A 13,381-nucleotide genomic window follows, 5' to 3' on the forward strand; every position below is an offset into this window, starting at 1 on the left:
GGAAAGGGGACGGCCCGGACTCCCTGTGGAGTCCGGGCCGTCGCCGCACGTGTCGTGCGTCACCCGTTCGCGAGCGCCTGGACGCGGTCCAGCGCGCCGTTGAACTTGTTGTGGTCGCCGACCGTCGGTCCTGACGACGTGTACTGCCACATCGTGTAGAAGCCCCAGCCGGCCGGCAGCGTGCCCACCGTCGAGGCGTACCGGGCGATCCACAGCGGGTTGTTGGCGGCGAAGCCGCCGTAGTTGCCGGTGCACTGGGTCCACCAGCTGGTGGCCGTGTAGATGACGGCGTCCCGGCCGGTGCGGGCCTTGTAGGTGTTCAGGAAGTCGCGGATCCAGGAGACCATCGCGCTCTGCGACTTGCCGTAGCAGGCGGCACCGTACGGGTTCCACTCGATGTCGAGCGCGCCCGGCAGCGTCCTGCCGTCCCTGGACCAGCCGCCGCCGTGGTCGACGAAGTAGTTGGCCTGGGCGGCGCCGCTCGTCGTGTCCGGGGTGGCGAAGTGGTACGCGCCCCGGATCATGCCGACGTTGTAGGAGCCGTTGTACTGCTGGGCGAAGTAGGGGTTGGTGTAGTACGTCCCCTCGGTGGCCTTGGCGTAGGCCCACTTGACGCCGCTGTTCCACAGGGTCGACCAGGCGACGTTGCCCTGGTGGCTGGAGACGTCGACGCCTTCCGTCTGGACCGCGCGGCCCGGGACGGGGGTGCCGTGTTCGCCGTCGTGGGCCGCGACGCCCATGCCCATGTGGGCGGAGCCGCGGGGTGGGACGTCCGCGGACGACGAGGCGTCGGCGGGAAGGGTGAACACGAGGGAGAACGCGGCGAGCAGGATCCCGGTGACGGCGAACCGCCGTCCGCGGGCCGATCCGGATCTGTGCACGGGCATGACGTGCCTCCGATGGCTCGGTGGTGCTCGGTGGGGGATGCGCGAGTGGGGAGAACCCCTGGAGGGCACGGGAATGGCGTGCGCATGCCATCCGGAGGTCCGGTGAAGACTCTACGCACGTAGAAACGGCGGGTGGAAGAGGTCCGGGAACCGCCGTTGGTCTAAGCCTGCGAAATACTTGGCGAGCTGCGGCGATGGCGGCCAGTGGTGGAAACTTTCAGGACCGGGAAAACCGGAAAAAAAGCGAGGCAGGGGCTGACGTGCACGAAGACGGGAACGGCGGCGGTCGCGCAGGCGAAGCCCGCCTGTCCGGCAGTGGTGTGAACCAACCCGAGTTCCTCGCCCTGGAACGGGAGTTGACCGTCCTGCTGCGGCGGGCACGGGCCAACCAGGGGGAGATGGCCCGGGAGGTCCACCCCGACCTGGAGTCGTCCGCGTACGGCCTTCTCGTCCGGCTCGGCGAGTGCGGCGGCCAGCGCGCCACCGAGCTGGCCGCCTTCATCGGCGTCGGCAAGGCGACGATGTCCCGCCAGCTGCGCGCCCTGGAGGACCTCGGACTCGTCGCCCGCGAGCCGGACCCCGCGGACGGCCGGGCCTGGCTGGTCACCCTGACCCCGGAGGGCCAGGAACGCGTCGGCCGGGTCCGGGAGGCCCGCCGGGCCCGGTACGCCCGCCGACTCGCCGACTGGGACCCGCGCGAGGTCACGGAACTGGCCCGGCTGCTGCACGAACTCAACCGGGGGATGGAGAAGTAGTACCGGTGCCCTGCGGCCGTCCGTCTCACAACTCGGCGTAGACCACCGTCGCGTCGTCGTGCGTCTTGCTGCGTCCCAGGAACGCCCGGGCACCCGCCGCGTCCGCGCGTTCCAGCTCCCGCACCCGGTCCACCAGGGCCTGCGCGCCCTGCTTGCGCACCAGTGCCAGGCAGTCCGCCCAGTCGCCCTCCCCGAACTTCTCCACCCACCGCGCGGCCCCGTCCGTCAGCGCCGCCAGCGTCCGCACTTCCGCACGCGGCAGCGCCCCCGTCACGGCGCGCGCCGCCACCTCCGGGTCGGCCGCGGCCGTGAAGAACCCGCCCTCCTTGTTGCGCAGCTCGGCGTCGACCACCGCGTCGCTCACGAGCGCCGAGCGGGGCAGCCGGGACAGCCGGTCGTCCAGGACGGGGGTGAGGGTGCCGTCGGACGCCTCCACCAGCAGGGCCGAGTCGGACAGGACCAGGTACTCGACCTCGGCGGGGGACCAGCGGGCGAGGACCACGGTTGCCTGCGGTGTGCGTGGGTGAGAAAGGTCACAGGTTTCCGCGTGCACCGCCGCGGTACGAGCGATGGCGCGGGACAGGGCATCGGCGAGGGGGAGATCCGGGAGTGAAACGGTCAGTTCGGTCAGCGCCCCACCCAGGCGCGCCGTGAACCAGGGCACGGAATGCAGACAGCCCGTCGCGGTCCGTGGCGGCGTCACGCCGTCCAGCACGACGAGTGAACCACCCCGTCCCGAGGCCGGTAGTCCGACGCTCGCGAAGTCCTCGTTGGGCTGGTCGGCGAGGCCTGGTTCCGAGACGAGTTCCGTACGCATCCGGCCAGTCTGCACGACCCCTTCACGGCGTTCGCACAAGGCTGGCAACTTCCTCCGGACCTCCCGGAATCGACGCCCCTACGCAGGTCAGGCGCCGGATTTGGGGTGGAATTCCAGCCTCCGGCGGCGCGTGGCGGCACATAGTGCCACCGCCCGCCGCAGACGTCCAACCGGCTCGCCGGACACCCGTGCGGCACGAGCCGGGGGAACTTGCTCCTCAACTCCCCTCCGGGGTTCACTCCTTCGGGTGGCGGGTCGGATGATGCGCGCTCACCGCCCACCGGCACTGGGAGGGTCGGGAACCGGTGGGGGGCCTGCCCCGCTCACGCGGTCTCCCCGCCCGACGCACTGCCGGCGGCAGGGGAGCAGCCCAGCGCCCGGCGGAGGGTGCACGCGCCCCCGACCGGCCAGTTGACGGAGCGCCACCCGGACCCCCGGGTACACGAGTCAGGAATGCGAGCACCGGTGCAGAAGACGCGGCCTCGTCGCACAGGCAAGCAGGCGGCCCCCGTGGGGAGCGCGGAGCGCACCCCCGGCACCTCCACCCCTCCGCAGCCGCCACAGGCCCCCGTCGGCAAGGGCCGTCCCACCCATGTACGCAACCGCCTCATCGTCGCGGTGGCGGTCGTGGCGGCCGCCGTCGCCGGAGCCGGAGCCCCGTCGGTCGTGGCCGCCTCCGGGCAACTGCACGACTCCCAGGAGCTGGTGACGCTCGCCGAGCAGACCCAGGGCGCGCTGACCCTCGCCCACTCCCTCGCCGACGAGCGCGACGAGGTCACCCCGTACATCGCGGCCGGACGCCCCAAGTCCAAGGCGCCCTCCGAGCAGCGCAGCGCCCGCGTCGACCGCCAGGTGGAGGAGCTGCGCGCCGACCCCGACACGCCCGCCTCCCTGCGCGAGGACCTCGACGCGGTCGCCGCGCTGCGCCGCGCCGCCCTCACCGGCAAGAGCACCGCGCTCCAGGCCCACGAGGCGTACTCGGAGGCCATCACCGAACTCCACGCCCTGGCCGAGCAGCTGGCCGAGGAGATGCCGCCGCGCGCGGGCTCCGGCGCCTACGCCCTCGCCGAGCTGGACACCGCCGTCCAGCAGGCCGCCGCCACCCGCGGTCTGCTGCTGGCGGCCCTGAACGTGCCGAGCACGACCGAGACCGTCATCGACCCGGTCACCGGCCTGCCGACCGAGACGACCAGCACCTCGGACGCCGACGCCGAGCAGCGCGACGCCCTCGCCGCCGCCGCGCAGCAGGCCCGGGTGCGCTCCGACGCGGCCCTCGCCGACTTCCGCGAGGGCGCACCCAAGGAGGCACGGAGCAGCTTCGACGCCACCGTCGCCGGGCCCGAGGTCAACTCGGCCGAGAAGTACCTCGCCGGCCTCACCGACGAGCCCACCCTCTCCGACGGCGACCTGCGCACCAGCACCAAGCGGCTGGACGCCGCGCTCTCCGCCCGCGTGGACGCGATGCGCGGCGCCGAGTCCGCCCTGTACGAGAAGCGCGTCCAGGCCCTGGAGCAGCTGCGCGACGACGACGTCACCGCGCTGGAGATCCGGATCGCCGTCCTCGGCGCCCTGATCCTGCTCGCCGTCGGCATCGCCACCGCCCTGGCCCGCACCCTGACCCGTCCGCTGTCGGTGCTGCGCCGCGGCTCGGCCCGGCTGGCCGAGGCGGAGGACGCGACGGCTCAGGAGCCGATCGCCTTCACCGGCCGCAACGACGAGTTCGCGCAGGTGGTCCGCTCCGTCAACGCCCTGCACACGCACGCCGCCACGCTCGCCGGGCGGGTCGCCACGCTGGAGTCCGACCGCAAGCACCTGGTCGGCCAGCGGCAGAAGATGGCCGACGCCCGCGAGGAACTGCGCGCCGAACTCGCCGAGTCCGCCGCCCAGCTGGAGGTGGTGCGCAAGAGCATCGGCTCCACCTTCGTCAACCTCGCGCTGCGCACCCTCGGCCTGGTCGAGCGGCAACTCGCCGTCATCGAGAGCCTGGAGGAGCGCGAGCAGGACCCGGACCGCCTCGCCACGCTGTTCAAGCTCGACCACTTCGCCACGGTCATGCGCCGGCACAGCGAGAACCTCCTCGTCCTCGCCGGAACCGAGCACGTCCAGCACAGCGCCTCCCCGGTGCCGCTGGTCGACGTGGTCCGGGCCGCGGTCAGCGAGATCGAGCGGTACGAGCGGGTGCGCATCGCCGCGCTGCCGCCGCACGCGCACGTGGCCGGGTTCGCCGCCGACGACCTCTCCCACCTGCTGGCCGAGCTGATGGAGAACGCCACCTCCTTCTCGCCGCCGGACCTGCCCGTCGAGGTCTCCGGCTGGCTCCTGGAGAACGGCGAGGTGATGCTCTCCGTCCAGGACGAGGGCATCGGCATGGCCACCGAACGCCTCCAGCGGCTCAACGCCCGCCTCACCGACTTCGACCCGGACGCGCCGTACGACCAGGAGGGCGAGGACGGTCTCGGGCTTGGCCTCTACGTCGTCGCCCGGCTCGCCCACCGGCACGGGGCGCGGGTCCGGCTGCGGGAGCAGAAGCAGGGCGGCGTCGCGGCCGTCGTCGTCCTCCCGGGCCCCCTGCTCGCGGCGGCCCCTCCGGCCGCGCTGGCCCCGACCGTGCCGGTGTCCGACGGCACCGGTTCCTTCACCCTGCCCGGCGCCGACGCGGAGGCCAACTCCAACGTCCTGCACGGCCGCGCGGAGAAGGGCACGCAGGAGAGCGCGGACCCCCTGGTGGCCTCGGCGGAACGGGCCGTACGACGGGCCGAGTCCGAGACGGGCTCCGGTGCCGAGGCGGGCACCGAGAGCGGCGCGGGCTCCGGGGCCGAGACGCCCGTCGAGTCGGATGCGGGCACTGGTTCCGAGACCGCCGCCGCGTCTGACGCAGCCGACGAGGTGGAGAGCCGGGACCCGAACCCGTTCGATGCCCCGGCCTCCGTGACGCCCCCGGCGTCGGAGCCCGTCGCGGACCCGGCCTCCGGGACCACCCGGGACACCGCCCCGGAGCGGGCATCGCGACCGGCGACGGACCAGGCACCGGACGCGGACACGGACACGGGCACCCACTCGGACCCGGGCCCCGGCACGGACCCGCGCTCCGGCACGGGCACCGCGGCCGATCCGGAGCCCGCGGCGGATGCGTCGTCCCGCGAGGCGGCGAACGCCCCCGGCCACGACCTCCCCGACGACGCGACGATGGCGCTCCTGCTGCCCCCGACGCCCCCGGACCCGTCCGAGGCACCGGCACCGGAGCCGGCACCGGAACCGGCAGCGGAACAGCCCTCGCCGGATACCGACGCCGCCCGGATCCCCGGCCCTCGGGCCGCCGACCCCTACGCCATCGGCCCCGACGCCCACGACCGCACCGCGGACGAGGGTGCCGAGCCCGCCGAGCCCGTCACCGAGAAGGGGCTGCCCAAGCGGACCCCGAAGCTCACCACCCCGGCGGCGGCCCCACGGCCGCGCACGTCGGGTTCCGTCGACGCCGCCGCGCTCCGCCGCCGCCTGGGCGGATTCCGCCAGGGGGCGGAGGCGGGCCGCCGCGATGTCGAGGCGGAGATCGCGGATCGCACCGGACGGCACCAGACGCCGGGCGACGCGGACACAACCGAAGAAGCCACGGGGGGCACCGTCGAGGAGGCAAGCAGTTGACCGCGCCCAGTACCTTCGGACTGAGCAGTGAAGCCCGCAATCTCCACTGGCTGCTGTCCAACCTCGTCGAGGAGGTGCCCGGCATCCAGTCGGTCGCCGTGGTCTCCTCCGACGGGCTCCTGCTCCTGTCCTCCGATCCCGGCCGCAACGAGGAGGCCCGGCAGGTCCGCGAGACGCCCCGGGCGGGCCCCCGCGGCTCCGCCGCCGACCTCGCCACCGTCGTGTCCGGCGTGGGCAGCCTGACCGTCGGCGCCGCCCGGCTGATGGACTTCGGCACCGTGAAGCACACGATGGTCGCCATGGACGAGGGCAGCCTGTTCGTGATGTCGATCAGCGACGGCTCGCTGCTCGGCGTGCACGGCTCCGCGGACTGCGACATGAGCGTCGTGGCGTACCACATGGCGCTGTTCGTCGGCCGCGCCGGCCACGTCCTGACCCCCGAACTCCGCACCGAGCTGCGGAAATCCCTGGAGTCCGAGTCGACGGGGAGCGCCCGATGAGCAGCAGTCCCGCCAAGAACGGCCGGGGGCACCTCCCCGTGCGCGGCGCCGACCGCAAACCGGCCCGCGTGCGCCCCTACTCGCTCACCGGCGGCCGGACCCGCTTCGGCCACGTCCTGCTCGTCGAGACGTTCGTCGGCGCCACGGCCGGCACCGCCGCGCTGGAAGCCGCCGAGGAGCGCAAGGAACTGACGAACGGCGGCCTCACCTCCCGCGTGATGCCGGAGATGCGGGCCATCGTCGAACTGTGCCGCCGTATGCGTACGGTGGCCGAGATCGCCGCGCTGCTGAAGATGCCGCTCGGCGTGGTCCGCGTGCTCCTCAGCGACCTGGCGGACCAGGGAAAGATCCGTGTGTACGGCACCGGGACCGGCCACGGCACGGGCCGCCCGGACCGCGCTCTGCTCGAAAGGGTGCTCAGTGGACTCCGTCGTCTCTGACGCCGCCGCGTTCGGCGTCCCCCCGCTCGTCGACACCGACGGGCCCGTGCAGCCCTGGCAGACGGACCCCACCCGCGCTCCGGTCGCCACGAAGATCGTCGTCGCGGGTGGGTTCGGCGTGGGCAAGACCACGCTGGTCACCGCCGTCTCGGAGATCACGCCCCTGCAGACCGAGGCGCTGATGACCGAGGCGAGCGAGGAGACCGACGACCTCACCGCCACCCCGGGCAAGCTCACCACCACCGTGGCCATGGACTTCGGCCGCATCACGCTCGACGACGACCTGGTGCTCTACCTGTTCGGCACCCCGGGCCAGCAGCGGTTCTGGTTCATGTGGGACGACCTGGTGCGCGGCGCGATCGGTGCGGTCGTGCTGGCCGACACCCGGCGCCTGAAGGACTGCTGGCCGGCGCTGGACTACTTCGAGAGCTGCGGACTGCCGTACGTCGTCGCGGTCAACCACTTCGACGGCAGCGAGCTGTTCGATGCGGAGGACGTGCGGGAGGCGTTGACGATCCCGGCGCACATACCTGTAATGATCATGGATGCGCGCCGTCGGATCTCGGCCATCGAGACCCTCTTGTCCCTCGTGGGCCACGCGCTCGACGAAACACCCGAGTAGACGAACCCCGAGTAGGAGACGGAAAACCGCATGCGGAAGATACTCGTCGTCGGAGCCGGCCAGTCCGGTCTCCAGCTCGCCCTCGGCCTGCAGTCGCACGGCTACGAGGTCACCCTGATGTCCAACCGGACCGCGGACGAGATCCGCACCGGCCGGGTCATGTCGACGCAGTGCATGTTCCACACGGCACTCCAGCACGAGCGCGATCTCCAGCTGAACTTCTGGGAGTCCCAGGCCCCGAAGATCGAGGGACTCGGCGTCTCGGTGGCGGCCCCCGGCTCCTTCGACCCGGGCCCCTCGCAGCGCGCGATCGACTGGCTGGGGCACCTCGACGGCTTCGCGCAGTCGGTCGACCAGCGGGTGAAGATGGCGGGCTGGATGGAGACCTTCGCGCAGCGCGGCGGCCAGCTGGTCATCCACGGCGCGGCCGTCGGCGACCTGGACTACTTCTCCCGCGCCTACGACCTCGTCCTGGTCTCGGCGGGCAAGGGCGAGCTGGTCCAGATGTTCGGCCGGGACGCCTCCCGCTCCCCGTACAGCGAGCCGCAGCGCGCCCTCGCCGTCGCCTACGTCCACGGGATGGGCCCGCGCCCGGAGCACCCGGAGACGGAGGCCGTGCGCTGCAACCTGGTGCCGGGGGTCGGCGAGCTGTTCGTCATGCCGACGTTCACCACCTCGGGCCGCGCCGACATCCTCTTCTGGGAGGGCATACCCGGCGGCCCGCTCGACGCCTTCAAGGACGTCAAGGACCCGGCGGAGCACCTCTCCCTGACCCTGGAACTCATGGAGAAGTTCCTCCCCTGGGAGTACGCGCGGGCCACCAAGGTCGAACTGACCGACGCCGGGGGCACCCTGGCCGGCCGCTACGCCCCGACCGTCCGCAACCCGATCGGCCGCCTCCCCGGCGGCGGTCTCGTCCTCGGCGTGGCCGACGTGGTCGTCGCCAACGACCCGATCACCGGGCAGGGCTCCAACTCCGCGTCCAAGTGCGCCGCCTCCTACCTCGCCTCGATCCTGGAGCAGGGGGAGAAGGAGTTCGACGAGGCCTGGATGCAGCAGACCTTCGACCGCTACTGGCAGACGGCCCAGCACGTCACCAAGTGGACCAACGCCATGCTGGCCCCGCCGCCGGAGCACGTCCTGAACCTGATCGGCGCCGCCGGTCAGCTCCAGCCGGTCGCCGACCGCTTCGCCAACGGCTTCAACGACCCGGCCGACTTCGAGAACTTCTTCTACGACCCGGCGAAGACCGAGGGCTACCTCGCAGAGGTCTCGGGCGCGGCCGGCGCGTAGGCCTTCGGCGGTCGGACGGGGCAACCCACCGGCGGACGCACGTCGCGACCGCCGGACGCACATGTCCCCCCGAGCGGCCGGGGTCCACGCCGTGCCCGTGGGGTGGCCGGGGCCGATGCCGTGCCTGGCGGGTAGCCGGGGTTGATGCCGCGCCCGTCGGGTGGCCGGAGTTCACGCTGTGTCCGTGGGGCGGCCGGGGTTCCGTGCCCGTCGGGCGGCCGAGGCTGACGTCGCGCCCGTCGGGCGGTCAGGGATCACGCCGCGCGGACCCGGCGCCCCCTGTCGCGGGCCCGGGACTTACCGGGCGGGAGGACCCGCGTCCGCGTACCCCCGGTCCGGACCGTCCGTCGCCCCCGTGGGGAGCCTCGGTGGGGTGTAGGTCCGTACGGGCTCCCCGCCGGGGTCGGGGCGGACGGCGCCCAGGACCGGGTTGGCGGCGATCGGGGACACCTTGACGTCGGCGCCGGGGCGCGGTGCCTGGACCACCATGCCGTCGCCGAGGTACATCGCCACGTGGGTGGCCTCCGGGAAGTACACCACCAGGTCACCGGGGCGCAGTCCGTCCAGCGGCACGCGGTCCAGGCGCGCCCACTGCTCCTGGCTGGTCCGCGGGATCGGCGTCCCGGCCCGCTGCCAGGCCACGGAGGTCAGCCCGGAGCAGTCGTACGACGCCGGTCCCTCCGCGCCCCACTCGTACGGCTTGCCGAGCTGCCCCACCGCGAAGCGCACCGCCCTCTCGCCCTCGGCGGACGGCTTGGCGTCGTCGCCCAGCGCGCCGGACGCCAGGAACCGCTCCTGCTCCTGGTCGGTCCCGCTCCGCTCCAGCTCCGCCAGGGCGGCCAGTTGCTCGGGGGTGAGGGAGGCGAGCATCTCCTCGACGGCGCGCAGCCGCTCGCGCACGGCGTCCCGCTCCTTTACCTGACGCGCGGCGAGGGCCACCTGTTCGTCCAGGGCCGCACGGGCCCGCCCCGCCAGCTCGTCGGCCTTCCTCGCGTCGCCGGTGAGCCGCCCCACCGTCTCGGCCCGCTCCTTGGACAGCCGGCCGATCACATGTCCCTGGTCGAGGGCGTGCTGCGGGTCGCGGGCCAGCAGCAGCCGCAGATAGGGGGAGAGGTCGCTGCTGCTCTGGTACTGCTGCCGGGCCAGCCGCCCGGCCGCGCCGCGGCTGTCCCGCAGCGACAGCCGGGTCCGGGTCAGTTCGGCGTTCAGCCCCGCCACCCGGGCGCGCTGCTTCTTCAGCCGCTCCTCGGTGCCGTTGTAGGACTCGGTGGCCTGCTCGGCCTCGCGGTACAGCCGCTGAAGGTCCGTCAGCAGTCCGGCCACGGTACGGTCGCCCGGCGCCCCCTCGGCCGGGCCGGGTCCGGGTTCGGCCGCGGCGGGCACGGGCGCGAGGACGATCCCGGCCGTCACCACCGCCGTACACACCAGACGCAGGAGCCTTCCTGACACGCCATCACCTCCGGTGCGGGGCGGTGGGTCCGCTCCGCACGGTGAGCATGTGGCGGGATCGCGGGCCGCGCGCGCCGAGTGTGCGCGGATCGGCGCAAGGGGGTCACCCGTCCGCGTCGTCCGGCTTGCCGCGCGGCGTGGCGTCTGGATCGGCGGCCGCCGGGCGGTCCGGTTTCGACCACGGCCACTTCCGGCCGGAGCCCTGCCCGCCCGAGGGGTCGTACGCGTACTTCCACCGGGCGAACCGCAGCCCGCCCCGCGCGTCCCGGGGCACGCGCCGGTACACCAGCACGGTGGGCGGGCCGCCGTCCGGGTCCGGGACGGGGATGCGGTACGTCTTCGGCGGGTGCCCGGTCATCCCGACCAGGACGGGCAGCACGCGTCCGTCCATGGGGCCGCCCTCGAAGGGGGTGTCTTCGCTCTTCACGGCACCAGTGTCGGTGATCGGCGCCGCCGGTGTCCGAGGCCGGCGCCCGGTGTCACAGGCCCGCCGCCAGCGCCTCGACCAGCGTGGCGGTCTGCGGGTCGCGGCGGGCGGTGACCGTCAGCACCGCGAGGAACTGCTCCACCAGCCAGTCCCGCAGCTCGTCGACGGGCGGCTGCTTGTCCTCGTCCAGCCAGATCAGCGAGGCCGCTTCCACCGCCGTGATCCACATCCGGACGGTCATCCGGAGCCGGGGGCCGGGCTCGGTGACGTCGAGGTGGCGCATGATGTGGTCGGCGGCGGCCCGGCGCACCCCGTCCACGATGCCCGAGGTCCGCGAGGTCTCGACCACGCTGCCGCCGCGCAGCAGGGCGCTGAAGCCGGTGTCGTGCTGGTCGACGAAGGTGAGGTAGCGGTCCAGGGCGCGGGAGAGCCGGGCCAGCAGCGGGCCCTCGCGGGGCTCGTCGAAGCACAGCCTCAGCTCGTCGGCGGCGGACCCGAGCGCGGCCTCGTACAGCTGCTGCTTGCCCCCGGGGAAGTAGCGGTAGACCAGCGGCCGCGACACCCCGGCCTGCTCGGCCACGTCGTCCAGGGAGACCTCCTCCGGCGGCCGGTGCGCGAAGAGGACGAGCGCCGCCTCCAGCAACTGGACGCGGCGCTCCTCGACGCTGAGTCGGCGGTAGGCGGGGGTGGGGGCCTGCGGGGTCATGAACCGCAGCGTAACCCGCACGAACCGGGACCCACCCACGTCGGCGGACCGGACCGGCCGGACTACGCCAGCAGTCCCGACGACCGCCACAGCTTCCGGCCGACGCCGCGCAGTACGCCGATGTCGTCCAGGAAGTCGGTGAGGCGCTTCGCGCCGGTCTGCATGATCTCCCTGCGGTGGCCGCTGGCCTGGACCTGGGCCAGGGCCTCCCGCTTGTCCAGGCCGACGTTCGTGTAGACCTCGGGGTTGACGAAGGCCTTGGAGAAGACGCGGGCGAACTCGCCGGAGGTGACCCGGGTGAACTCCTGGGACCACTTCGGAGCCGTCACCATCTGCCGGCGCAGCTCCTCACGGGCGTACCGCACGTGCCGGGCCTCCTCCACCACGTGGATGCGCGTGACGCCCCGGATCAGCGGCTGGACCCGCTCGTCCGGGAAGGTCAGCCGCTGCATCCAGTCCAGGACCTCCTCGCCGAGCAGCGTGGCGGTGAAGGAGCCGGGCGTGGTGGAGATCGTCTTGAACAGGCGCCCCAGGTGCTGGTGGACCGGGCTCACCGGGTACCACGGGGTCTCGCCGCGGGATATCAGCCGGGCGAACATCTTCGAGTGCCGGCACTCGTCCTCGATCTCGGTGAGCGCGTAGCGCACGTGGGCGCTCGTCGCGGCCTTGTCGTAGATGTGCCGGACCAGGAGCTGCATCAGGATCAGCTCGAACCAGATGCCGAGCGAGGCGAGCGCGGCGGCCTCGTGCTGGGAGAGCGCGATGCGCTGCTCCTCGCTCATCCGCTGCCACAGCGGCGTGTCGTACAGCGACACCAGCTCCGGCGGCCAGAACCACTTGCCGTCCTCGAACGGCGCGTCCCAGTCCAGCTCCTTGTCCGGGTCGAAGGAGTGCTTGGCGGACGAGTCGAGCAGCCGTTCGGCCACCTGCTCCCGGTCCTTGAGCAGGCCGAGCGCGTCGCGCAGGCCCTCGAGCGCGTCGGCTTCCGTCAGCGTCGTCATGGCTGTGTCCCACCTCGTCGAACGGATCGTGTTACCCGCGGTCACTCCAGCGTGCTGCGTCTTATGAGACTGCGTGTCAGCAAGCTCGTCAATCCCCTGCGCGGAAGTTGTTGACCGCGAGTAAAGGTGGGGCGGCGTCAACGCCTCGGCGCGGGACCACTCGATGGAGCGCCCCGTCGGCGTTCGTCCTGGGTACGCTGGCCGTGTCCGTCAGACTCCGGTACATGGGAGCGATCATGAGCGCCGCGCGTGACTACGGGCTGGACGACGACTACGAGTGGCCCCGTCCGCCGGAGGGCGGCTGGACGGCGGACGACCTCGACGAGCTTCCCAACCTGCCTCCGCACACGGAGCTGATCGACGGGAGCCTTGTCTTCGTGAGTCCGCAGACCAATTTCCACTCACGTGTCATCCGACTGCTGGACAATGCCCTGTTGGCGCAGGCGCCGGAAGAGCTGGACGTCATCCGCGAGATGACCATCAAGCTCAACAAACGCAACCGGCCGGAACCCGACGTTCTCGTGTTCCACGCGGATGCCGACACCGGACCGAAGCAGACTTGGTACCGGCCGGAGGACGTGGTGATTGCCGTCGAGGTCGTGTCCGAGGAATCGGAAGACCGGGACCGAGAGGTGAAGCCGCCGAAGTACGCGCGGGCGGGCATTCCTTACTACTGGCGTGTGGAAGAGAATCAGGGGCTGCCGGTCGTCTACGTCTACGAGATCGACCCTGCCACGCAGGCGTACGGTCTGACCGGCATCTTCCACAACCGCCTCAAACTGACCGTACCTTTCCTCATCGACATTGACCTCACCGCCGTGAACCGTCGCCGGTGATCCCCT

General features: G+C 72.6%; 13 protein-coding genes. 7 read left to right on the plus strand and 6 right to left on the minus strand.

Annotated features, from left to right (window positions below; genetic code table 11):
- Window positions 1-59: 59 nt before the first annotated feature.
- The gene (locus ACGH52_RS26000; RefSeq protein WP_076976313.1) at window positions 60-887 is read right to left on the minus strand and encodes a lysozyme; all 828 of its coding nucleotides are present in this window, start codon (window positions 885-887) and stop codon (window positions 60-62) included.
- A gap of 260 nt (window positions 888-1,147) precedes the next feature.
- Between ACGH52_RS26000 and ACGH52_RS26005 the strand changes: the two genes are divergently transcribed.
- Window positions 1,148-1,642 (plus strand): MarR family winged helix-turn-helix transcriptional regulator, encoded by a 495-nt coding sequence (locus ACGH52_RS26005; protein ID WP_076976314.1) that lies wholly within the window; start codon window positions 1,148-1,150, stop codon window positions 1,640-1,642.
- A gap of 25 nt (window positions 1,643-1,667) precedes the next feature.
- Here the strand turns inward: ACGH52_RS26005 and ACGH52_RS26010 are convergent, their stop codons facing one another.
- Complete coding sequence (locus ACGH52_RS26010; protein ID WP_399942729.1) at window positions 1,668-2,459, minus strand: protein phosphatase 2C domain-containing protein; 792 nt, start codon at window positions 2,457-2,459, stop codon at window positions 1,668-1,670.
- Window positions 2,460-2,912: 453 nt separating this feature from the next.
- Between ACGH52_RS26010 and ACGH52_RS26015 the strand changes: the two genes are divergently transcribed.
- The 5 genes from ACGH52_RS26015 to ACGH52_RS26035 are packed head-to-tail and all read left to right on the plus strand — an operon-like array spanning window position 2,913 to window position 8,956.
- Window positions 2,913-6,101: a nitrate- and nitrite sensing domain-containing protein gene (locus tag ACGH52_RS26015; RefSeq protein WP_399942732.1), complete on the plus strand. Its 3,189-nt coding sequence runs from the start codon at window positions 2,913-2,915 to the stop codon at window positions 6,099-6,101.
- Window positions 6,098-6,601, plus strand: a complete 504-nt coding sequence (locus ACGH52_RS26020; RefSeq protein ID WP_171987404.1) for a roadblock/LC7 domain-containing protein — start codon at window positions 6,098-6,100, stop codon at window positions 6,599-6,601. The genes ACGH52_RS26015 and ACGH52_RS26020 overlap by 4 nt, the downstream gene beginning before the upstream one ends.
- Window positions 6,598-7,041 carry a DUF742 domain-containing protein gene (locus ACGH52_RS26025; protein ID WP_059301394.1) on the plus strand — a complete coding sequence of 148 codons (444 nt, stop codon included), beginning with the start codon at window positions 6,598-6,600 and terminating at the stop codon, window positions 7,039-7,041. Before ACGH52_RS26020 ends, ACGH52_RS26025 begins: the two co-directional genes overlap by 4 nt.
- A complete protein-coding gene (locus ACGH52_RS26030; RefSeq protein WP_059301396.1) occupies window positions 7,022-7,663 on the plus strand; it encodes an ATP/GTP-binding protein in 642 nt (213 codons plus the stop codon). Before ACGH52_RS26025 ends, ACGH52_RS26030 begins: the two co-directional genes overlap by 20 nt.
- Before the next feature lie 30 nt (window positions 7,664-7,693).
- Entirely contained in the window at window positions 7,694-8,956 is a 1,263-nt protein-coding gene (locus ACGH52_RS26035) for a styrene monooxygenase/indole monooxygenase family protein (RefSeq protein WP_076976317.1), read from the plus strand.
- A 297-nt stretch (window positions 8,957-9,253) separates the two neighbouring features.
- Here the strand turns inward: ACGH52_RS26035 and ACGH52_RS26040 are convergent, their stop codons facing one another.
- The 4 genes from ACGH52_RS26040 to ACGH52_RS26055 all read right to left on the minus strand — a co-directional run bounded on the left by ACGH52_RS26040 (window position 9,254) and on the right by ACGH52_RS26055 (window position 12,539).
- Window positions 9,254-10,405, minus strand: a complete 1,152-nt coding sequence (locus tag ACGH52_RS26040) for an NlpC/P60 family protein (RefSeq protein WP_399942737.1) — start codon at window positions 10,403-10,405, stop codon at window positions 9,254-9,256.
- 103 nt (window positions 10,406-10,508) lie between these two features.
- On the minus strand, window positions 10,509-10,832 hold the full coding sequence (locus tag ACGH52_RS26045; RefSeq protein WP_076976319.1) for a hypothetical protein: 324 nt from the start codon (window positions 10,830-10,832) through the stop codon (window positions 10,509-10,511).
- Between the two features lie 52 nt (window positions 10,833-10,884).
- On the minus strand, window positions 10,885-11,538 hold the full coding sequence (locus ACGH52_RS26050) for a TetR/AcrR family transcriptional regulator (RefSeq protein WP_210974692.1): 654 nt from the start codon (window positions 11,536-11,538) through the stop codon (window positions 10,885-10,887).
- Between the two features lie 62 nt (window positions 11,539-11,600).
- Window positions 11,601-12,539: a diiron oxygenase gene (locus ACGH52_RS26055; protein WP_059301405.1), complete on the minus strand. Its 939-nt coding sequence runs from the start codon at window positions 12,537-12,539 to the stop codon at window positions 11,601-11,603.
- A 236-nt stretch (window positions 12,540-12,775) separates the two neighbouring features.
- Here ACGH52_RS26055 and ACGH52_RS26060 point away from each other — a divergent pair, with 236 nt between their 5' ends.
- Window positions 12,776-13,375, plus strand: coding sequence for a Uma2 family endonuclease (locus tag ACGH52_RS26060; RefSeq protein WP_076976398.1), 600 nt, complete (start codon window positions 12,776-12,778; stop codon window positions 13,373-13,375).
- The last annotated feature ends 6 nt before the right edge of the window (window positions 13,376-13,381 follow it).

Origin of the sequence: Streptomyces sp. BBFR25 (assembly GCF_044590125.1) — a bacterium.
Classification (GTDB): domain Bacteria; phylum Actinomycetota; class Actinomycetes; order Streptomycetales; family Streptomycetaceae; genus Streptomyces; species Streptomyces canus_D.

What these genes read in the sequence shown, in the direction of transcription:
- ACGH52_RS26000 (WP_076976313.1), bottom strand. Translation starts at nt 887, where the DNA reads ATGCCCGTGCACAGATCCGGATCGGCCCGCGGACGGCGGTTCGCCGTC.
- ACGH52_RS26010 (WP_399942729.1), bottom strand. Translation starts at nt 2,459, where the DNA reads ATGCGTACGGAACTCGTCTCGGAACCAGGCCTCGCCGACCAGCCCAAC.
- ACGH52_RS26015 (WP_399942732.1), top strand. Translation starts at nt 2,913, where the DNA reads ATGCGAGCACCGGTGCAGAAGACGCGGCCTCGTCGCACAGGCAAGCAG.
- ACGH52_RS26025 (WP_059301394.1), top strand. Translation starts at nt 6,598, where the DNA reads ATGAGCAGCAGTCCCGCCAAGAACGGCCGGGGGCACCTCCCCGTGCGC.
- ACGH52_RS26035 (WP_076976317.1), top strand. Translation starts at nt 7,694, where the DNA reads ATGCGGAAGATACTCGTCGTCGGAGCCGGCCAGTCCGGTCTCCAGCTC.
- ACGH52_RS26050 (WP_210974692.1), bottom strand. Translation starts at nt 11,538, where the DNA reads ATGACCCCGCAGGCCCCCACCCCCGCCTACCGCCGACTCAGCGTCGAG.
- ACGH52_RS26055 (WP_059301405.1), bottom strand. Translation starts at nt 12,539, where the DNA reads ATGACGACGCTGACGGAAGCCGACGCGCTCGAGGGCCTGCGCGACGCG.
- ACGH52_RS26060 (WP_076976398.1), top strand. Translation starts at nt 12,776, where the DNA reads ATGAGCGCCGCGCGTGACTACGGGCTGGACGACGACTACGAGTGGCCC.